This window comes from Kitasatospora sp. NPDC001664 (genome assembly GCF_053596675.1).
Window position 1 is genome coordinate 353,104 of the sequence record NZ_JBSFGS010000004.1, and the last position, 20,359, is coordinate 373,462.

The window sequence follows — 20,359 nt, forward strand, 5'->3', positions numbered from 1 at the left end:
GGGTGTGTCCTCCGAAGCGTGACGGTCGGTTGGGTCTGGCTGCCGGTGCCGGATCAGGCGCCGGTGCCGCCGCCGCCGGGAACGTCCGCGGCGCTGTGCATGATCGAGTCGATCAGGCCGTACTCCTTGGCCTCCTCCGGGGTGAACCAGCGGTCCCGGTCGGAGTCCGCGGTGACCCGCTCGAAGGACTGGCCGCTGTGCGCGGCGATCAGCTCGGACATCCGCTTCTTGGTGCGGAGCAGCTGCTCGGCCTGGATCTTGATGTCGGTGGCGGAGCCGCCGAGGCCGGCCGAGGGCTGGTGCATCAGGATGTTGGCGTTCGGCAGCGAGAAGCGCTTGCCCTTGGCGCCGGCCGTCAGCAGGAACTGGCCCATCGAGGCGGCCATGCCCATCGCGATGGTGACCACGTCGTTCTTGATGTACTGCATGGTGTCGTAGATCGCCATGCCCGCCGTGATCGAGCCGCCCGGCGAGTTGATGTACAGGTAGATGTCCTTCTCCGGGTCCGCGGCCAGGAGGAGGAGCTGGGCGGTGATCTTGTTGGCGATGTCGTCGTCGACCTGCTGGCCGAGGAAGATGATGCGCTCGTTGAGCAGCCGGTTGTAGACCTGGTCCCCCAGGCCGCCGAGCACGTCACCAGCGGCGGCGTGCGGCGCCATCAGGCCAGGCATCTGCATCTGCGGGAACGTCACTTAGCCACCTGCTCAGTCGAATTGTCGCTGTCTATGGACCCTAACGCGCAGGCCCCTCCTCCGAATCCCCCGCGCGGAACTGTTCGCTGTGAGCGCAGGGTCCGGAAGCGGTTACGGGAACGGCCCGGACCCCCCTGACGGGGTGTCCGGGCCGTTCTCTGACCGTGGGTCAGACCGTGGTGCGGGAAGCGCCGGAGGCTCAGGCCTCGGTGGTCTCCGCCGACTCCTCGGTCTCCTCGTCGTCCTCGAAGGAGACGACCTCACCGTTGGTGTCGGTGACCTTGGCCTGCTCGACGACCAGGGCCAGCGCCTTGCCGCGGGCGACCTCGCCGACCAGCAGCGGGACCTGGTTGGCCTGGACGACCTGCTGGGCGAACTGGTCCGGGGTCATGCCGGAGCCGGCCGCGCGGCGGACCAGGTGCTCGGTGAGCTCGTCCTGGTTGACGCCCAGCTTCTCCTTGTCGACGATCTCGTCGAGCACGAACTGGGTCTTGATGCCCTTCTTGGCCTGCTCCTCGGTCTCCTTGGAGTAGTCCTCGAGGGACTTGTCCTGGGTGGCGAGGTAGGTCTCGAGGGTGAGGCCCATCGGCTCGAGCTGGTGGTGCTCGAGGTTGTGCTTGCGGGTCTCGACCTCGTCCTTGAGGAGCTTCTCCGGGTACTCCATCTCGACCAGCTTCAGCAGCTCGTCGAGGACCCGCTCCTGGGCCTGGGTGGCCTGGTCGAACTCACGCATGCGCTCCAGGCGCTTGCGGGAGTCGGCCTTCAGGTCCTCCAGGGTGTCGAACTCGCTCGCCAGCTGCGCGAACTCGTCGTCCAGCTCCGGGAGTTCCTTCTCCTGGACGGTGGTGACGGTGACGGTCACCTCGGAGCTCTTGCCGGCCTGGGTGCCGCCCTTGAGCTCGGTGGTGAAGGTCTTGGTCTCGCCGGCCGAGAGGCCGACGACGGCCTCGTCGATGCCGTCCAGCAGGCGGCCCGAGCCGATCTCGTAGCTGACGCCGGTGGCGGTGCCGTCCTCCGGCACCTCACCGTCGACCTTGGCCTCCAGGTCGACGATCACGACGTCGCCCTCGGCGGCGGCGCGCTCGACGTCCTTGACCGAGGAGAAGCGCTCGCGCAGCTGCTCCAGGGACTTCTCCACGTCGGCGTCCTCGACCACGATCGGGTCGACGGTCACCTCGATGCCGGCGAAGTCGGGCAGGGTGATCTCCGGGCGGACGTCGACCTCGGCCACGAAGGTGAGGTCACCACCGTCGGCCAGGTTCTCGACGCCCTGGATGTCGGTGATCTCGGGCTGACCGAGGACCTCGATCTTGCCCTCGTCGACGGCCTGCGTGTAGAAGCGCGGCAGCGCGTCGTTGACGGCCTCCTCCAGCACGGCGGCGCGACCGAAGCGCTGGTCGATCACCTTGGCCGGAATCTTGCCCTTGCGGAAGCCCGGGACAGAGACCTGCGAGTTGATCTTCTTGTAGGCCGCGTCGAGGCTCGGCTTGAGCTCCTCGAAAGGCACCTCGACGGTGAGTCGAACCCGGGTCGGGTTCAGAGTCTCGACGGCGCTCTTCACGGTTGGGTCTCCTATGGGCTTGCGGTCAGGTTGTCTCCGCCGTTGCCGGCCGGCGGGCCGGGCGCGGTGCGGGCGAGACGGGCGATGGGCGGTTGGAGCTGCATCTCCCGTACAAGGGGGTGGACGGTGAGCTTGACTCCTCGCCCTCGGGCGGTTGACCTGCACGGACCTGCGCAGGGACTACCGCCAGCCGCCCATCCTACCGGTAGCACGAAAGGCGGACGCCAGGGTGCTGCCACACGGATGACGGGGCCCCGCGCGAGGACCCCCGGACGGCCCCCGGGACGCCAACAGGGCCCCGCCTTCGGACGAGACCCTGCCGCACTGTCGGGGTGGCCGGATTCGAACCGACGGCCTTCCGCTCCCAAAGCGGACGCGCTACCAAACTGCGCCACACCCCGTGGTGCCGAGAGGAAGCGTACACGCCACCCCACACCCCCACGGCCGTTCCCACGGGCGGCCGTTGACGGTCCCGGCGGGCGGCCCCGACGTGCCGGAGCGCGAAAGCGGTGTGCGAGCAGCCGACCCGACCAGGTACGCTGACCCTGTCCTCGGGACCGCAGCACGCGGCCACGGGGCGTCCTGTGCGGGTGTAGCTCAATGGTAGAGCCCCAGTCTTCCAAACTGGTCACGCGAGTTCGATTCTCGTCACCCGCTCCGCGAAAGGCTCCGGCCCCCGGTCACTGACCGGGGGCCGGAGCCTTTCTGACGTCGTCTCAGTCCTCTCAGACGTTGACGCCGTGGGCGCGCAGGTACGCGACCGGGTCGACGTCGGAGCCGTAGGAGGCGCCGGTGCGGACCTCGAAGTGCAGGTGCGGGCCGGTCACGTTGCCGGTGGCACCCGAGAGGCCGATCTGCTGGCCGGCCGAGACGGTCTGGCCGGCCGAGACGCCGATCGAGGAGAGGTGGGCGTACTCGGAGTACTTGCCGTCCGCGTGGCGGATGACGACCTCGTTGCCATAGGCGCCGCCGTTGCCGGCCTTGACCACGGTGCCCGAGGTGATGGCCTTCACGCTGGTGCCGGTGGAGGCGCGGAAGTCCACACCGGTGTGGTAGCCGCTGGACCAGCTGGAGCCGGAGGCGTGGTACGCGGTGGAGGTGCCGCCGCTGACCGGGGCCACGTAGCCGCCGGAGGCGACGGTGGTGGAGGTCTCGGCCTTGGGCGCGGCGGCCTTCGGGGCGGCGGCCTTGGGGGCGGCGGCCTTCGGAGCCGCGGCCTGCGGGGCGGCGGCCTTGGGGGTCGCGGCCTTCGGGGCCGGGGTGGAGGCCTTGGAGCGCGAGGCCTTGGTGGTGTCCGCGGACTCGGTGCTCTTGGACTGCTGCTGCGGGGCCGGGGTCTGGGCCGGCGCCGGGGCGGCGGCCGCGGCCTTGCCCGCGAGCGAGAGGTTCTGGCCCGGGTAGATCAGGTCCGGGTTGCCGCCGATGACGGACCGGTTGTCCTGGTAGAGCTTCTGCCAGCCGCCGTCGACCTGCTGGGCGGAGGCGATCTTCGAGAGGGTGTCGCCGCTGACGACCTGGTAGGCCTTGGCCTCGGCGGCCGGAGCGGCGGCCGGAGCCTCGGCGGGCGCGGCCGCCGGGGCGGACTCGGCCACCACGGCGGTGACGGCGGCGGCCTCGGGGGCGGCGGCCGGGGTGTGGCTCTGGTGCGCGCTGGCGGCGCTGACCGGGACGGCGAACGCGGCACCGACCACACCGGTGGCGACCGCGATGCGGGTCAGACGGGACAGCTGGACGCGACGGTGCTTGCCCATGGGGCTTTCCTCTCCGACGCCTGTGAGGTGAGCTGTCGGGTTCGGGCTGGAGATGCCCGGCCGCTGGCGCGGCTTCACCCCTAGCCGGACCGGCGTACCGGTACGGCGACTTACCTGTGGGTCCCCCACTCCTGCCATGGCTGTGCTGGTTCGAGGCTCCGGGTGGTGGCAGGACTCGGCGTTCCACCCGGTGGGCCCGTCCGGTCGATCCGCCGGACTGGATCCGCAGCTAAGCCCATCGCCCCGGCCGCTGGCAACCCCGGGTTGAACGATCAACGACGATCGGGCGGGACCAAAGTCACTCCGGGCCGGGGACTTCGGCCCTTGGCGGCCATGATCGCTGACCCTGGGCCGATCCTCCGTGCACGCAGGGTGTCGAATGCGACGGTCCGGGTACGGCCCTGCGCGCTCCGTCGGCAGGCGCCGTGACACCGGTCACGCCAGGCCGATACGCTCGCCGTTCGAGGTTCCCGTTCGAGAACAGAGCGCCGCCGTCCGGGCGGCACCGAGGAGATCCGCCCGTGCCCCACGAGGAGCGGCTGGCCGTCATCCGACGCGGAGTGGTCCGCGAGATGGCCCGCCTGGGCCTGGAGTTCACCGTGGACGGTGCGGTGGTCCGGGGGCCCGGCACCACCGCCGTGGCGGTCCGCGACCACGCCGAGCGGGGCACCACCGGCCACGTCGACCTCGGCTACGTCCTCCAGCTCGGCCGGGGCGACGGTCCGGTGGTCTGGGACTGCGCGGCGGGCTTCGGCGGCGACGACGCCGAGCAGCTCGACAACGCGGTGATGATCTGGGCCGGCACCACCGCCACCGCCGTGCTCCAACTCCTGGACGGCGGGCACGCGTTCAGCACTCCCGAGTTCCCCGGCTGGCGGGTGGTGCAGAGCCCGGCGGCCACCTTCGGCACCGGCTCGGAGCTGCTCGCCGACTGGCTCGCGGAGCAGCACTCCTCCCCCGCGCTGGCCGCCGCCGTGCTGCCGGAGCTGGTGCCCGGCCAGGTCAACGGCGTGAAGCTGTTCTTCGGCGGCAAGGCCGGCCACGACGTGGCCGAGGTGCGGGTGAACGGCCGGGTCAGCAGCGCGGCCTCGCGGGCCCTGCGCGCACAGGACTGGCCGCGCGGCGAACGGCTCTGCTGGGCGCGGCTGTTCCTGGTGTTCGCGCCCGAGCCCGAGGCACTGCCGGAGCGCGCGGCGGCGCCCGCACCACCGCGCGGAAGATTCGCGCGCTGGTGGCGGGGACGGCGCTGACCCACCGTCAGGCGGGCCCGCGACCGGACGCCTCCCGGCCGGGCCGGCCGGGGTGGCGGCTGCTCAGCTGGCGACCGAGGAGATGGTCTGCGCGAGCTGGCTGAGGAAGTCCTGGATCGGCTTGGCCGCCGTGGACTGGCTCAGCATGAAGCCGAAGAGCGCGGCGATGATGGCATGGCTGGTCTTCAACTGCTTGTTGCGGATGAAGATCACGCAGATGATGCCGAACAGGACCAGGGCTGAGACGGAGAAGGCCACCCGGACTCACTTCCTCTTTCTACGTAGCGAGTTTCGTGGCGGGCCCAATCCCCCGAGCAATCCCCCGGACCCCCCGAGAACCGACCGTCCCACCCGGACTCAGTGTGGTCGTTCGTGCGGACTGCGTAAAGGACTTGCCGTGAGCAGGCCCCGAAGATCCTGCGATGTGAGACGAATTTCCGCCGACCGAGACGATAGCCGAGCAGGCCTGACGGTCCGTCGGCAGGGCCGCCCCAACTGGCACTTGACGGCTCCGGGCGGTCCTAGATCCACTTTCCGGACTATGCCCCAGGAATGGCCGAAGATCGGCGTCGGGACTTGACAGTCGGTCAGCCCCGCCAGAGCAGCAGGACCGCGCGGTCGTCGTTGACGTCCTTGGCCACCGACTCGATGAGCTTCACCGCCGAGCCGCGGCCGCCGAGTTGGGCGAACGGGGCGCCCCCGACCAGCCGGTCCGCCTCGCCCATCAGCCGGTCCATGCCCTCGGTGAGGTCACGGCCGGGCACCTCCACCATGCCGTCGGTGCAGAGCATCAGCACGTCGCCGCGGTCCAACCGGCCGCGCACGCCCTCGAACTTGGCGCCGTCGTACACCCCGAGCAGCCCGCCCTCGGGGGCCTCCATCACGTCCCAGCGGCCGGTGCCGGCGTGCCGCTGCATGCCGGGCAGGTGGCCGGCCGAGAGCAGCTCGTACTCGCCGGTGTCCAGGTCGAGCACCAGGTGGACGGCGGTGGCGAAGCCCTCGTCCCAGTCCTGGCGGAGCAGGTAGCCGTTGGCCGCGGGCAGGAACTCGTGCGCCGGGAGCGAGCCCAGCAGGCCGCCGAACGCACCGGAGAGCAGCAGGGCGCGCGAACCGGCGTCCATGCCCTTGCCGGAGACGTCCGCCAGCACCACCTCCAGCACCCGGCGGCCCGGCCCGGTGCGGGCCGCCACCACGAAGTCGCCCGAGAAGGACTGGCCGCCGGCCGGGCGCAGCGCCATGTCCGCCGACCAGCCCTCGGGCAGCGGGGGCACCCGGCTCTGCACCCTCAGCCGCTCGCGCAGGTCGAAGAGCATCGAGCCGCCGCCCCGCCAGGGCACCCCGACCCGGCTGCGGAACTGGGCGAGCAGCAGACCGGCCACCCCGACCGCACCGACCACCAGCGCGGCACCGGGGGTCACGCCGAAGACGTAGGTGTCCGGGTGGTCGCTGGCCACCCTCTCCCCGGTGTGGATCAGCGACTCGGTGGAGAGCCCGAGCGCGGCGGCCGCGTAGAGCAGCACCAGGGTGCCCGGCCGCAGCAGCAGCGCCCCGGCCAGGATCGGCAGCACCAGCGCGGTGGGCGGGGCCCAGGCCGGGATCAGCACGTTGAGCAGCACCAGCAGCGGGACGGCGGCGAACAGCACCCCGAAGGCCAGCCAGTCGGCGGCGTCCCCGCGGAAGTGGTCCACGGCGGTCCGGCGCAGCACTCGGCGGGCCCGGTACAGCCTGCCGCGCAACCGGGCCGTCCACGGGCCGTCGGCCGCCGCTGCGGCCTGGCCCGTGCCAGTCGTCCGGGGCTCGGAGCCCGGCGTGCTGCCAGCCATGGGCCTTGACCTTATCCACCGGCACCCGGTGCCGTCGACGGGTGGGTCGGCGCCGGGCGCGTTCACGGGTGAGGGTTCAGCGGGTTTCGGCCGTGCGGACGGTGTGGGCCCGGCGGGCGCGCGGCGGCGGCGCGGCGGCGGCGCGAAGGGGACCCCCGTCGAATGTCGGTCGCGCACGACGGATGCTCGGTGATAGCTCTTGGCATATGACCGCACACCGTACGACTTCTGACGACATGCCAGGTGACGCCCTGGACTTCCGCCCGCTCGCCGCCGAGGACTGGGACCGCTGGTACCGGAACCTGGAGGTGGCCTTCGGCGGGTCCGAGGACTTCCCCGAGGACCGGGAGCTGTGGCGGGAGCTGACCGAACTGGACCGCTCGGTCGGGGTCTGGGACGGCGACCTCCCGGTGGGCGGCGCCAGCGCGTTCAGCTTCCGGATGGCCGTCCCCGGCGGCGCCGTGGTCCCGGCCGCCGGGGTCACCATGGTCGGCGTGCTGCCCACCCACCGGCGGCGGGGCGTCCTCAGCCGGCTGATGCGCGACCAGCTCGACGAGGTCCGGCGGCGCGGCGAGGCACTGGCGGTGCTGACCGCCTCGGAGTCGCTCATCTACGGACGCTTCGGCTACGGCCTCGGCACCTGGCGGATGGGGGTCACCGTGCCCCGACGGGTCGGGCTGCGGGCCCCGGTGGACCGTTCGGTACGGCTGCGGCTGGTGGCACCGGAGTCGGTGGTGGCGGCCTGCGAGGAGCTGTACGCGGAGCTGGTCCCGCACCGGCCCGGCATGCTGGCCCGTCAGCCCGGCTGGGAGAAGCTTCCGTTGAAGGACCCCGCCGGCGGGCGGGAGGGCGCCTCGCCGCTGCAGTGCGTGGTGGCCGAGGACCGGGAGAGCGGGCAGCTGCTGGGCTACGCCCGGTACGCCGTCGCGATGGACTGGAACGTCTCGGACATCGCCGACGGCACCGTCCGGGTCCGCGACCTGGAGGCCCGGACGCCGGGGGTCCGCGCGGCGCTGGTCGAGTTCCTGCTGAGTCTGGACCTGACCGGGCGGGTGCGGTTCCGCAGCCGCCCGGTGGACGACGCGCTGCTGCACCTGGTGGACGATCCGCGGCGGCTGGAGCCGCAGTTGGTCGACTCGATGTACGTGCGGCTGGTGGAGCTCGGGGCCGCGCTGGAGCAGCGCGGGTACGCGGCGCCGGTGGACGTGGTGCTGGAGGTGTCCGACGCGTTCTGTCCGTGGAACGCCGGGCGGTGGCGGCTGCACTCGGACGGGCCCGGCAAGGGCGCGAGCTGCGTCCGCACCGAGGCGGCGGCCGACCTGGCGCTCGACGTCCGGGAGTTGGGGGCTGCCTACCTCGGCGGCGTCCGGCTCACGGCGCTGGCCGCGGCGGGCCTGGTCACCGAACTGCGGGACGGCGCCCTGACCGAGGCGACGCGGGCCTTCGCCTCGGACGTCGCCCCCTGGCTGCCGCACGGCTTCTAGCGGGCACCGGAAGGCAGCGACCCAGGGGCGCGAGGAACTGCGCGAATCGGAAGGCGGCTCACCGGCAACTGAAGCTCCGTCAGCCAGTTGCAGGTGCTGCCGTTCCCCCGCGCGCAGTTCCCCGCGCCCCCGGTGTGACCACTCTCGTCAGCCAGGTGCGCCGATCAGCCCTGCGGGTGGTGGGCCGGGATCGGGGGGAGTTCGCCGGTGGTCTCGTAGTCGGCGAGCATCTCGATGCGGCGGGTGTGGCGCTCGGCGCCGCTGTAGGGGGTGTTGAGGAAGACCTCGACGAAGCGGGTGGACTCCTCGACGGTGTGCATCCGGCCGCCGATGCTGATGACGTTGGCGTTGTTGTGCTCGCGGCCGAGCTCGGCGGTCTGCTCGCTCCAGGCGAGCGCCGCGCGCACGCCCTTCACCTTGTTGGCGGCGATCGCCTCGCCGTTGCCCGAGCCGCCGATGACGACGCCGAGCGCCTCGGGGTCGGCGGCGGTCCGCTCGGCCGCCCGGAGGCAGAACGGCGGGTAGTCGTCCTCGGCGTCGTAGACGTGCGGGCCGCAGTCGACCGGCTCGTGGCCGTTCTCCTGGAGCCACTTCACGAGGTGGTTCTTGAGGTCGTATCCGGCATGGTCGGAACCCAGGTACACGCGCATGCGTAAGAGTGTGGCATGCGCGTGTGCCCGGGCCGCCGCCGGTCCGCCGGCTCAGGAGTCGCGTCGCAGCAGCTTCCAGGCCAGCGGCAGCGCGCCCATGGCCAGCAGGACCTTCAGGCCGTCGCCCACCAGGTAGGGGTAGAGCCCGAGTTCGGCCGCGCGGGCCAGCGGGACGCCGAGCGAGAGGGCCAGGTACGGGACGCCGACGGCGTAGATGGCGAGGCTGCCGAGGACCATCGCGCCGGCGGTGCGCAGCGGGCTGCGGTCCGCGCCGCGGCGGGCCAGGGCGCCGACCAGTGCGGCGGCCAGCACGAAGCCGATCACGTAACCGAGGCTGGGCATGGCGAAGCCCGAGCTGCCCTCGGCGAACCAGGGCATGCCCGCCATGCCGGCCAGCAGGTAGAGGCCGAGCGAGGCGACGCCGCGGCGGGTGCCGAGCGCGGTGCCGACCAGCAGGGCGGCGAAGGTCTGGCCGGTGACGGGCACGGGAGAACCGGGGACCGGGACGGAGAGCTGGGCGGCCAGGCCGGTGAGGGCGGCGCCGCCGGCGACCAGGGCGAGCTCGCGGGCCTGGGCACCGAGACGGGTGGCGGCCTGCGGGAGCAGGTCGGCGAGGACCGGGGTGCGGCCGGGGAGGGTGGTGGCGGTGGCCATCGGCGGGCTCCTGTCACTGAGGTGGGGTGATCACTTAGGAACCTATGCCGACGGAACGGCGTGGACCGGCGTCGGAACCGGCCAAGGGTGGACGGTGGTGCTTGTCGGAACCGTCCTGACTACGACGATCGGTGTAGGCGTTCGCTCACTTTCGGTCAGGAAGATGTCCGGATCGCGGTCTTCGGGGCGCGCGTATTGGCATGTCCAGAAGACCTACCGAATAGTGGACGGATCGTCCCGTAATCCGTACACACGTCTGGACCCACCCTGATGCCCACCCCCTCCTCCCCGCCGACGGTGGAGCCCACCGAGTCCGGCTCGGGCGCCACGCCGACCGGCCAGCTCTCGCACGGCCTGAAGCAGCGTCACCTCTCGATGATCGCGCTCGGCGGAGTGATCGGCGCCGGGCTCTTCGTCGGCTCGGGCGCGGGCATCGCGGCCGCCGGCCCCTCCATCGTGCTGGCCTTCGCGCTCTCCGGTCTGCTGGTCATGCTGGTCATGCGGATGCTCGGCGAGATGTCCGCCGCCCGCCCGGCCAGCGGCTCCTTCTCGGTGCACGCCGAGCGGGAGATCGGCCCCTGGGCCGGCCTGACGGTCGGTTGGATGTTCTGGACGCTGCTGTGCGTCGGCGTCGCGGTCGAGGCGATCGGCGCCGCCGGGATCATGGTCAAGTGGTTCCCCGGCTCGCCCAGCTGGGTCTGGGTCGCGCTCTTCATGGCCTTCTTCTGCGCCACCAACCTGGCCGCGGTGAAGAACTTCGGCGAGTTCGAGTTCTGGTTCGCCGCCGTCAAGGTGCTGGCGATCACCGCCTTCCTGGTGATCGGCGTGCTCGCCATCTGCGGCCTGCTGCCCGGCACTTCGGCCCCGGGCACGGAGAACCTGACCGGTCAGGGCGGCTTCTTCCCGAACGGCGCCAGCGGCCTGGTCACCGGCCTGCTCGCCTCGGTCTTCGCCTACGGCGGCCTGGAAACCGTCACCATCGCCGCCGCCGAGTCCGAGGACCCCCGGCGCAGCGTGGCCACCGCGGTGCGCACCGCGATGTGGCGGATCGCCCTCTTCTACGTCGGCTCGATGGCGGTCATCGTCACGCTGGTGCCGTGGAACGACCCCGAGGTGGTCGCCAGCGGCCCGTACGTCGCGGTGCTCGACGCGATCGGCTTCCCGGCGGCCGGGCAGGTCATGAACGTGGTGGTGCTGATCGCCCTGCTGTCGGCCATGAACGCCAACATCTACGGGGCCTCGCGGATGGTGTTCTCGCTGGTGCAGCGCGGGCAGGGGCCCAAGGCGCTGGCCCGGGTGCACGGCGGGGTGCCGCGGATCGCGGTGCTGGCCTCGTCCGCGTTCGGGTTCTTCGCGGTGCTGCTCAGCTTCTGGTGGCCGGAGACGATCTTCGCCTGGCTGCTGAACATGGTCGGCGCGGCGGTGCTCGTGGTGTGGGGGTTCATCGCGGTGGCGCAGCTGCGGATGCGGCGCCGGCTCGAGCGGGAGGCCCCGGAGCTGCTCACCGTCCGGATGTGGGCCTTCCCGTACCTGACCTGGGTCGCCCTCGCGGGGGTCGTCGCGGTGCTCGGCCTGATGACGCTGGACGCCGACAACCGCACCCAGCTCTACTTCACGGCCGGCCTCGCGGTGGTCCTCTCGGTCATCGGCCTGGTGAAGCAACGGACGACCGCGCGGTAGTACGTGATGCCGGGGGCGCGGGGAACTGCGCGAACCGGGAGGCGGCCCACCTGCAACTGACTCACCGTCAGCCGGTTGCAGGTGCTGCCTTTCCAGCCCGCGCAGTTCCCCGCGCCCCTGGGGCCTTCGGCCCCGGGGCACGCGGCTCCGGGGCCGGAGGCCCCAGGGCGTGCAGCGGCTACTCGAACGAGGGGCCGGCGGTGCGGGTGCGCTTGATCTCGTAGAAGCCCGGGGTGGCGGCGACCAGGACGGTGCCGTCCCAGAGGCGGGCGGCGGCCTCGCCGCGGGGGGTGGGGGTGACCACCGGGCCGAAGAAGGCGACGCGGTCGCCGTCGGGGCCGTCGACGGCGATGACCGGGGTGCCGACGTCCTCGCCGACCAGGCCGATGCCCTCCGCGTGGGAGGCCCGCAGGGCGTCGTCGTACTCGGTGGAGTCGGCGGCGTCGGCCAGCTCGGCCGGGAGGCCGGCGGCGAGCAGGGCGGCCTCGATGGTGGCGCGCTCGTTGGGCAGGCCCTGGTTGTGGAAGCGGGTGCCCATCTCGGTGTAGAGCGGGCCGAGGACCTTGTCGCCGTGCTGCTGGGCGGCGGCGATCAGGACGCGGACCGGGCCCCAGGCCTTGTCCAGGAACTCGCGGTACTGCTCGGGGAGGTCACGGCCCTCGTTGAGGACGGCGAGGCTCATCACGTGCCAGCGGGTCTCGACCGGGCGGAGCTGCTCCACCTCGAGCATCCAGCGGGAGGTCATCCAGGCCCAGGGGCAGCCCGGGTCGAACCAGAAGTCGGCGATCTTCTTGGAGTCGGCGGTCGTCACGGAGGCATCCTTCGCGGGTTCGGGGGCAGTTCCAACCTGACGCAACACGACGGGGTACCTCACTGATTCCGCCAGTCTGTGCAATGGCACAGCGGCGCGGCCGTGAAAGGATGCCCCCGGGGACGACCCCCCACCCTCACCGTACGAGCGAGACAAAGGAGTACCGCCCGTGCCGGGCAAGAACCTGAGCCGCGAGGAAGCCCAGCAGCGGGCCGCGATCCTCTCCGTGGACGGCTACCGCGTCCACCTCGATGTCACCTCCGCCGTCGACCCGGCGGCCGCGACCTTCCGGTCCACCTCCACCATCGCCTTCCGGTGCTCCGAGCCCGGTGCGGCGAGCTTCGCCGACCTGCTCGCGCCGGCGGTCCGCTCCGTCACCCTGAACGGGACCGCGCTGGACCCGGCCGAGGTCTTCGACGGGACCAGGGTGCGGCTGGCGGGGCTGGCCGCCGAGAACCTGCTGGTGGTGGAGGCGGACTGCGCCTACAGCCGCACCGGCGAGGGCCTGCACCGCTTCGTCGACCCGGTGGACGGCGAGACGTACCTCTACACGCACTACGAGCCGGCCGACGCCCGGCGGGTGTTCGCCAACTTCGAACAGCCCGACCTGAAGGCCCCGTTCACCTTCACGGTGACCGCCCCGGCGGCCTGGGACGTGTACGCCAACGCGGTGCACACCGAGGCCGCCGAGGACGGTGCCGCGCGCACCTGGGAGTTCGCGCCGACCCAGCCGATCTCCACCTACCTGACCGCCGTGGTGGCCGGGCCGTACCACGTCGAACGGGACCACTACAGCCGGGAGTTGGAGGACGGCTCGACGCTGGAGATCCCGCTCGCGGCCACCTGCCGCAAGTCGCTGGCCAAGTACTTCGACGCGGACGAGATCTTCACCGTCACCAAGCAGGGCCTGGACTTCTTCCACACCGAGTTCGACTACCCGTACCCCTTCGGCAAGTACGACCAGTGCTTCGTGCCGGAGTACAACATCGGCGCGATGGAGAACCCGGGCTGCGTGACCTTCCGGGAGGAGTTCGTCTTCCGGTCGAAGGTCACCGAGGCCGCGTACGAGGGCCGGGCCAACGTCATCCTGCACGAGATGGCGCACATGTGGTTCGGCGACCTGGTCACCATGAAGTGGTGGGACGACCTCTGGCTGAAGGAGTCCTTCGCGGACTTCATGGGCTCCTACGGCCTGATCGGCGCGGGCACCAAGTACACCGCCGCCTGGATCACCTTCGCCAACCGGCGCAAGGCCTGGGCGTACCGGCAGGACCAGTTCCCGACCACCCACCCGATCACGGCCGACATCCGTGACCTGGAGGACGCCAAGCTCAACTTCGACGGCATCACCTACGCCAAGGGCGCCTCGGTGCTCAAGCAGCTGGTGGCGTACGTCGGCGCGGACGCCTTCTTCGAGGGCGCCCGCCAGTACTTCAAGCGGCACGCCTTCGGGAACACGGTGCTGGACGACCTGCTGGTGGCGCTGGAGGAGACCAGCGGACGGGACCTCAGGTCCTGGGCCGCCGCCTGGCTGCAGACCTCCGGGGTGAACGTCCTCACCCCGCAGCTGACCGTGGACGCCGAGGGCCGGATCACCGAGCTGGCCGTGCTCCAGGACGGCGAGCCGTCCCGCCCGCACCGGATCGCGGTCGGCCTCTACGAGCGCGACACCGACGGCGCGCTGGTGCGCACCGAGCGGGTCGAGCTGGACGTCACCGGCGCCCGCACCGTGGTGGACGGGCTGGCCGGCAAGCCGCGCCCGGCGCTGGTGCTGCTGAACGACGACGACCTGACGTACTGCAAGGTCCGCTTCGACGACCGCTCGCTGGCCACCCTGCGCGAGGGCCTGGGCGAGATCTCGGCGCCGCTGAGCCGGGCCCTGGCCTGGTCCGCGGTCTGGAACCTGACCCGGGACGGGCTGATGCCGACCCGCGACTACCTGGACCTGGTGGACCGCTTCGCCGGGACCGAGTCGGACATCGGCGTGCTGCAGTCGCTGCACCAGCAGTCCCGGGCTGCGCTCGACCTGTACGCCGCACCGGAGCACCGGGGCGAGGGCGAGCGCCTGCTGGCCGCCTGCGCGCTGCGCGAGCTGCGCGCCGCCGAGCCGGGCAGTGACCACCAGCTGGCCTGGGCCCGCTTCCTGGCGCAGACCGCCGACGGGGCCGAGCACCTGCAGCTGATCGAGGGCCTGCTGGCCGGCAGCGCCCGGATCGACGGGCTGACGGTGGACCAGGAGCTGCGCTGGTCGCTCTGGTTGGCGCTGGCCTCGGCCGGCCGGGCCACCGCGGAGCAGCTCGACGGCGAGCTGGAGCTGGACAACACCGCCAGCGGCCGCCAGCACCTGACGCACTGTCTGGCCGCGCTGCCCACCCCGGGGGCCAAGGCCACCGCGTGGGCCGCCGTGATGGACTCCGACGAGCTGCCCAACGCCCTGGTCGAGGCCCAGATCGCCGGCTTCGCGCAGGCCGGGCAGCGGGAGCTGACCGCCGGGTACGCCGCCCCGTACTTCGGGGTGATCGAGGAGGTCTGGGCGCAGCGCTCGATCGAGATCGCGATGCGGATCGTGAGCGGCTTCTTCCCGCGCTTCCAGACCGACGAGGCCACCCTGGCCGCGACCGACGCCTGGCTGGCCGGGCACCCGCAGGCCGCTCCGGCGCTGCGCCGCCTGGTGCTGGAGTGCCGGGACGACCTGGCCCGCGCCCTGCGGGCGCAGGCCGCCGACCGGTCCTAGCCCCGTACGCACGCCGAGGGGCCCGGTCCTTCCCGGACCGGGCCCCTCGGGTGTCGTTCGCGACTACTTCAGGGTGGCCGAGGTCAGACCGGCCTGCACCTGGCGCTGGAAGGAGAGGTACACCACCAGCACCGGCAGCATGGCGATCGTCATGCCGGCGAACAGCGCCGGAGCGTCGCTCTTGTAGCCGGACTGCAGGGCCAGGTTGACCAGGCCCTGGGCCAGCATCGAGTGGTCGGCCTCACCGGCGGTGGTGGGCTGCATCAGGGTGACCGGCAGGATGTACTGGTTCCACTGGCCCAGGATGTTGAAGATGCCGACGCTGATCAGGCCCGGCTTCGCCATCGGCACCATGACCTGGAAGAACGCCCGGGTGTGCGAGCAGCCGTCCAGCATCGCCGCCTCGTGCACCGCGCCCGGCAGGGTGCGGAAGAACGAGTACATGAAGAACACGGTGAACGGCAGCGAGTACGCGACGTACACCAGGATCAGGCCGGCGTAGCTGTTCAGGCCCAGGTACGGCGAGATCTCGCCGAGGTTGCGGACCATGAAGAACAGCGGCACCAGGGCCAGGTAGACCGGGAACATCGAGCCGGCCACGAACAGGTAGTAGATGACCCGGTTGCCCTTGAACTCGTACCGGGCCAGCACGTAGGCGGCCATCGAGCCGAGCAGCATGGTCAGGGTGACCGAGCCGGCCAGCACGATCAGCGTGTTCACGAAGAACCCGCCGATGCCCTTCTCCCAGGCCCGCCCGAAGGCGTCGAAGCCGAAGGACTCGGGCCAGCTCCAGGCGGAGCCGTTGATCTGGGCGTCGGTCTTGAAGGAGCCGAGCACCACCCAGCCGAGCGGCAGGACGATCAGGACCGCCCAGACCGCCAGGAAGCCGTGCGAGAAGACGTTGAGGACGCCGCCCTCCTCGCCGAAGCGCTGGCCGCGGTCCGGGGCGGCCTTGCCGCCGGTGCGGGTCTGACCGGGAACCTTCGCGGTCTTGTCGAGAGTCGCCATCACAGGTCCCCGCTCAGTACTCGATCTTGTCGCGCTTGGTGGCCCAGAGCGAGACGACGGTCAGGATCAGCGTGAAGAAGAAGATCACCACGCCCATGGCACAGGCGTAGCCCGCCTCGCCGTTGCGCAGGAAGCTGCGCATCAGGTAGGTCGAGATCAGCTCGGAGTGGTGGTCGGGGCCACCGCCGAAGTAGGCGCCGGGGGTGATCGAGGCGACCAGCGCGAAGGCGTCCATGGCGACGATCGCCAGGTAGACCCAGGCGGTCTGGACCGTCTCCCAGAGCAGCGGGAGGGTGATCCGGAAGAAGGTCTGGCCGCGCTTGGCGCCGTCCAGCAGGGCGGCCTCGTAGATGTCCTTCGGGATGGACTGCATGGAGGCCGAGAACAGCACCAGGTAGAAGCCGACGCCGGACCAGACCAGCACCGCGAGCACGCACCACATGACCATGTCCGGGTCGGACAGCCACTGCACCGGGTCGGTGGCGGTGGCCAGGCCCAGCTTGATCAGGATGCCGTTGGCCAGGCCGCTCTGGTCGGTGCGGTAGACCGCGCCCCAGAGCACCGCGAGGATCGCGATGGAGAGCACCTGCGGGAAGAAGAAGACCACCTTGTAGAAGCCGGCCCCCTTCACGCCCTGGACGCCGCCGGTGCCGCCCTTGCCACCGACGTTGAGCATGAAGGCGAAGAACAGCGCGATCAGGATCGTCACGACGGGCAGCAGCACCAGCAGCATCAGGTTGTGCCACAGGGCGTTGCCGAAGACCTCATCACCGAAGAGCTTCGTGTAGTTGTCCAGGCCGACGAAGTTCATCTCCTGGCTCGCCCCTGACCAGTCGGTCAGGGAGTATCCGAAGGTCTGCGCGTACGGCCAGAGCACGAGGCCCACGTACAGCAGGATCGGAAGAAAGAGGAACCCCACGATGAAGGGGTACTTGCCGTGACGCATGGTCACTTCTCCTGTCCGTCAGGCGGACGCCCCGGGGGCGGTTCGGGTCCCCCGGGGCGCTGTGGTGATACCGACCGGTCAGGCGGTCTTGTTCTTGGTGGCCGACTCCTTGGCGCGCTTGATCCACTCCGCCGGAGTGATGCGCTTGGCCATCAGCTCGCCCGAGGCGTTCTGCAGGTCCTCGTCGAACTTGGAGGCGGTGTTCGGGTACTGGAAGTTGAAGGTGTTGTCACCGGCCGCCTTGATGGCGACGACGGTCGAGGCGGTGCCCGGCTTGAGCTTGACCTCGGGGCCGACGCCGTCCTTGAGGCAGGTGAGGCTGTTGGCGGTCTGGGCGAAGCTCGCCGAGGCCTCCTTGGTCAGCATCTTGCGCAGGAACTCCAGGCCGCCGGCCACGTTCTTGGCCTTGGACGGGACGATGAAGGGCTCACCGGCACCGGCGCGGATGGCCTCGAAGGGCAGCTTGTCACCGGGCAGCGACGGCATCGGCAGGAACTTCATGTCGAAGTCGGCCGGGGTGGTCGGCAGCTGCTCGTTCTCCAGCCAGGAGCCGGACGGGATGAACGCGGCCTTGTACTGGTTCCACGCGGTCTGCGACTCGGTGTGGGTCATGCCGTTGGTGCCGGGGAGCAGGAAGTCCTTGTCGACGATCTGGAAGAACGCGTCGACCACGGTCTTGACCGCCGGGTCGTCCCAGGCGGCGGCGTCGAGGGCGTCGATCCGCTTCATGAGGTCCAGGCCGCCCTGCTTGGCGATCATGTCCATCATGACGACGTTGATGTAGTACGGGTACTTGCCCTGGTGGGCGACCGGGGCGATGCCCTTGGCCTTGATCTGCTCGCACAGGGTGATGAACTCGGCCCAGGTCTTCGGGGCGGTCCAGCCGTTGTCCTTGAAGAGCTTGCCGGAGTACCAGAAGCCCCAGACGGTGTAGACGTAGGACAGGTTGTAGACCTTGCCCTTGACCGTGCCGGACTCGATGGTGCCGGGCATCAGCACGTCACGGATCTTCTTCGACGGGTCGTCGATGTACGGCGCGTCCAGCAGCGGGGCCAGGTCGGTGAGCTGGTTGGACTCGGCGAGGACGTCCAGCTTGATCTGCTTGGCGCCCGAGTCGTCGATGACGTCCGGCGGGGAGCCGGCGTTGAAGCGCGGCTGCAGCTTGTCGGTGATGTTCTTGTCGGCCTGGTGGTTGATCTTGGCGCCCGGGAACTGCTTCGAGTACATCGCCTCGAAGGCCTTGGCGTACTCGTTGCCGTATCCACCGTCGAAGATGAAGACCTCGAGGCCGTCCGCCTCCTTGACGCCGAACGGGTTCTTGGCGTCGGACAGGTTGAAGCCGCCGGCCGCCTTGGCGCCCTTGTCGGCGCTGCCGCCGGTGCCACCGGCACAGGCGGTGAGCAGCGAGCCGCTGCCTGCCGCGAGCACGGCCACCGCGGCGGCGCGCTTGAACAGATCACGACGGTTGTACTCGGTTGCAGAGCCCATGAGTGCCCTAACCCCTCGGTGTCCAGAAGATGCGTGCAGGAGCTGACGGACCGTCAATTCCTGTCGGGTGAGGCGCGCCTAGCGGCCAAGGGGCCGGTCAGAGGCGGTTTCCGTGATGCGCAAAGGTATAGTCCACTGTTCATCTGGCGGCAATAGCCGGACTGCCCGATGTGACTCGTGGGAGCCAAAGCGTTGTCGGCGGTGCAGCATGTGCAATGTGCAGGGAGCCTGCATATTTGCCTGGCGGCCCCGTCGGCAAGCAGAAATCTAGCGCGCTTGTGTTCGTTTGAACATAGAAATGCGCAGCTTCGCGCATCACAGAACAGTGACGCGCGAAGCCGCGCAGATGGGCATCCGGACCCGGGATGACGCTACGTCAGTACTTCATGCCCTTGTCAAGGGCCTTCACCAGAGTGCCCTGGGCGTCGTCGTGGTCCAGCGCCCAGGCCATCACGCCGCCCAGGCCGGTGAGCCGGGAGTAGGCGGCCTTGGCGGTCAGCACCTCGGGGGTGTCGAAGGTGTAGAAGGTGTTCCCGTCGTACTTCCAGCTGACGCCCGAGCGCCAGTCGGTGTGCACGGCGCCCGGCAGGCCCTTCAGGTCCTTGTAGGCCACGTCGCCGCCGGAGGCGGTGGCGGGCTGGAACAGGCCGTCGCCCTTGGGGCCGGGCTGCACCCCGGTCCAGGTGTGCGAGTAGAACGGCACCCCGACCACCGTCTGCCGGGCCGGCAGGCCCTTGTCGATGTAGTGCCGGACGGCCTTGTCCGCGCTCCGCTGGACCGGCGCGGGGTCGCCCTTCACCGCGAACAGCGGGGCCTGGTTGTTGGTCGGCCCCTTGCCCTCCCACGGGCCGTGCAGGTCGTAGGTCATCAGGTTCAGCCAGTCCACCGACTTGGCCACCTGCGGCAGCTCCAGCCGGTCGGCCACCTTGTCGTTGGCCGCGACGGCCGCGGTGAGCAGGTAGTGCTTGCGGGACTTCTTCCCCAGCTCGTCCAGCTGGCGCCGGAACTCGGCCATCAGCAGGGTGAAGTTGCGGCCGTCCTCGGGGCGCGAGACGTTCCCCGGGTCGCCGTCGCCGCCCGGGTACTCCCAGTCGATGTCGATGCCGTCGAAGACGCCCAGGCCCGAGCCCGGGCCGCCCTCGGCGGAGCCCAGCTGCGGCAGGTTCCCCCTGACGTAGAGGTCCAGGCAGGAGGAGACGAAGGCCTTGCGCGAGGCGTCGGTCAGCGCGGCGTCCGAGAAGTACTTGGACCAGGTCCAGCCGCCGAGCGAGATCACGGCCTTCAGCTGGGGGTTCTTGGCCTTGAGCTTGCGCAGCTGGTTGAACGAGCCCTTGAGCGGCTGGGCGTCCGCGTCGGCCACCCCGTCCACCGACTCCTCGGCGCCGACCGGGCGCTGGTAGTCCGCCCAGGCGTCGCCGACGCCCGCCTCGTTGGCCTCGAAGCACTTGCCCTCGGCGCTGACGTTGCCGAAGGCGTAGTTGACGACGGTGAGCTTGCCGGCCTGGCCGGAGGTCTGGACGTTCTTGAACGAGAAGCCGGAGTAGACGCCCCACTGGGTGAAGTAGCCGACCCGCTGGCCCTTCAGCTGCGGTGTGCGGTCCGCGTCGTGGGCGTACGCGGCGGTGGGGGCGAGGACGGCGGCCGCCGTGACGGCCGCGAGCAGTGCAGAGGTTCGCCTGGGCATATGGGGGACCCAATCTCTGAAACAGCGTCAAATGGTCTGGACCAAGTGCTGCTTGAGAGGTGTAGTCCATTGCGGGCGAACGCACAAGGGGCCCGGACCGCTGGTGCGGTCCGGGCCCCTCGCGTCAGCCGTGTCAGCCGTTG

General features: G+C 70.8%; 16 protein-coding genes, 2 tRNA genes and 1 riboswitch. Of the genes, 5 read left to right on the plus strand and 13 right to left on the minus strand.

Annotated elements, in window-relative coordinates; translation table 11 throughout:
• Positions 1-53: 53 nt before the first annotated feature.
• From ACWCYY_RS08645 to ACWCYY_RS08655, 3 genes are all read right to left on the minus strand, one after another.
• On the minus strand, positions 54-671 hold the full coding sequence (locus ACWCYY_RS08645) for an ATP-dependent Clp protease proteolytic subunit (RefSeq protein WP_380149994.1): 618 nt from the start codon (positions 669-671) through the stop codon (positions 54-56).
• A gap of 220 nt (positions 672-891) precedes the next feature.
• The gene (tig, locus tag ACWCYY_RS08650) at positions 892-2,253 is read right to left on the minus strand and encodes a trigger factor (RefSeq protein WP_345289178.1); all 1,362 of its coding nucleotides are present in this window, start codon (positions 2,251-2,253) and stop codon (positions 892-894) included.
• A 327-nt stretch (positions 2,254-2,580) separates the two neighbouring features.
• Positions 2,581-2,654 (minus strand) — tRNA-Pro (locus ACWCYY_RS08655).
• Positions 2,655-2,839: 185 nt separating this feature from the next.
• On the opposite strand from ACWCYY_RS08655, the gene ACWCYY_RS08660 reads away from it, so the two are divergent.
• Positions 2,840-2,910: transfer RNA gene (locus ACWCYY_RS08660), tRNA-Gly, on the plus strand.
• Positions 2,911-2,978: 68 nt separating this feature from the next.
• Here ACWCYY_RS08660 and ACWCYY_RS08665 read toward each other — a convergent pair.
• Positions 2,979-4,004: a M23 family metallopeptidase gene (locus ACWCYY_RS08665; protein WP_345289177.1), complete on the minus strand. Its 1,026-nt coding sequence runs from the start codon at positions 4,002-4,004 to the stop codon at positions 2,979-2,981.
• Positions 4,005-4,006: 2 nt separating this feature from the next.
• A riboswitch (cyclic di-AMP (ydaO/yuaA leader) is annotated at positions 4,007-4,156 on the minus strand.
• A 369-nt stretch (positions 4,157-4,525) separates the two neighbouring features.
• Here ACWCYY_RS08665 and ACWCYY_RS08670 point away from each other — a divergent pair.
• A complete protein-coding gene (locus tag ACWCYY_RS08670; RefSeq protein WP_449795522.1) occupies positions 4,526-5,254 on the plus strand; it encodes a DUF6348 family protein in 729 nt (242 codons plus the stop codon).
• Positions 5,255-5,317: 63 nt separating this feature from the next.
• On the opposite strand, the gene ACWCYY_RS08675 is transcribed toward ACWCYY_RS08670, so the two are convergent.
• Positions 5,318-5,512, minus strand: coding sequence for a hypothetical protein (locus tag ACWCYY_RS08675; RefSeq protein WP_345289174.1), 195 nt, complete (start codon positions 5,510-5,512; stop codon positions 5,318-5,320).
• Between the two features lie 329 nt (positions 5,513-5,841).
• Entirely contained in the window at positions 5,842-7,077 is a 1,236-nt protein-coding gene (locus ACWCYY_RS08680) for a PP2C family protein-serine/threonine phosphatase (RefSeq protein ID WP_380149972.1), read from the minus strand.
• Between the two features lie 236 nt (positions 7,078-7,313).
• Here ACWCYY_RS08680 and ACWCYY_RS08685 point away from each other — a divergent pair, with 236 nt between their 5' ends.
• Positions 7,314-8,561 carry a GNAT family N-acetyltransferase gene (locus ACWCYY_RS08685; protein ID WP_449795523.1) on the plus strand — a complete coding sequence of 416 codons (1,248 nt, stop codon included), beginning with the start codon at positions 7,314-7,316 and terminating at the stop codon, positions 8,559-8,561.
• Between the two features lie 164 nt (positions 8,562-8,725).
• On the opposite strand, the gene ACWCYY_RS08690 is transcribed toward ACWCYY_RS08685, so the two are convergent.
• The gene (locus tag ACWCYY_RS08690; protein WP_345289172.1) at positions 8,726-9,211 is read right to left on the minus strand and encodes a ribose-5-phosphate isomerase; all 486 of its coding nucleotides are present in this window, start codon (positions 9,209-9,211) and stop codon (positions 8,726-8,728) included.
• A gap of 51 nt (positions 9,212-9,262) precedes the next feature.
• Positions 9,263-9,865, minus strand: a complete 603-nt coding sequence (locus ACWCYY_RS08695) for a biotin transporter BioY (RefSeq protein ID WP_449795524.1) — start codon at positions 9,863-9,865, stop codon at positions 9,263-9,265.
• A 270-nt stretch (positions 9,866-10,135) separates the two neighbouring features.
• Between ACWCYY_RS08695 and ACWCYY_RS08700 the strand changes: the two genes are divergently transcribed.
• On the plus strand, positions 10,136-11,545 hold the full coding sequence (locus ACWCYY_RS08700; RefSeq protein ID WP_345289170.1) for an amino acid permease: 1,410 nt from the start codon (positions 10,136-10,138) through the stop codon (positions 11,543-11,545).
• A gap of 178 nt (positions 11,546-11,723) precedes the next feature.
• Here ACWCYY_RS08700 and ACWCYY_RS08705 read toward each other — a convergent pair whose 3' ends face one another.
• Entirely contained in the window at positions 11,724-12,356 is a 633-nt protein-coding gene (locus ACWCYY_RS08705; protein ID WP_380149971.1) for a mycothiol-dependent nitroreductase Rv2466c family protein, read from the minus strand.
• A 169-nt stretch (positions 12,357-12,525) separates the two neighbouring features.
• Between ACWCYY_RS08705 and pepN the strand changes: the two genes are divergently transcribed.
• A complete protein-coding gene (gene pepN, locus ACWCYY_RS08710) occupies positions 12,526-15,090 on the plus strand; it encodes an aminopeptidase N (RefSeq protein WP_449795525.1) in 2,565 nt (854 codons plus the stop codon).
• 63 nt (positions 15,091-15,153) lie between these two features.
• Here the strand turns inward: pepN and ACWCYY_RS08715 are convergent, their stop codons facing one another.
• The 4 genes from ACWCYY_RS08715 to ACWCYY_RS08730 all read right to left on the minus strand — a co-directional run bounded on the left by ACWCYY_RS08715 (position 15,154) and on the right by ACWCYY_RS08730 (position 20,216).
• Entirely contained in the window at positions 15,154-16,098 is a 945-nt protein-coding gene (locus tag ACWCYY_RS08715; RefSeq protein WP_449795526.1) for a carbohydrate ABC transporter permease, read from the minus strand.
• Between the two features lie 13 nt (positions 16,099-16,111).
• Positions 16,112-17,044, minus strand: a complete 933-nt coding sequence (locus ACWCYY_RS08720; protein WP_345290902.1) for a carbohydrate ABC transporter permease — start codon at positions 17,042-17,044, stop codon at positions 16,112-16,114.
• A 78-nt stretch (positions 17,045-17,122) separates the two neighbouring features.
• Positions 17,123-18,532, minus strand: coding sequence for an N-acetylglucosamine/diacetylchitobiose ABC transporter substrate-binding protein (gene ngcE / locus ACWCYY_RS08725; RefSeq protein WP_345290901.1), 1,410 nt, complete (start codon positions 18,530-18,532; stop codon positions 17,123-17,125).
• Between the two features lie 376 nt (positions 18,533-18,908).
• Positions 18,909-20,216, minus strand: coding sequence for a glycoside hydrolase family 18 protein (locus ACWCYY_RS08730; protein ID WP_449795527.1), 1,308 nt, complete (start codon positions 20,214-20,216; stop codon positions 18,909-18,911).
• Positions 20,217-20,359: the final 143 nt, after the last annotated feature.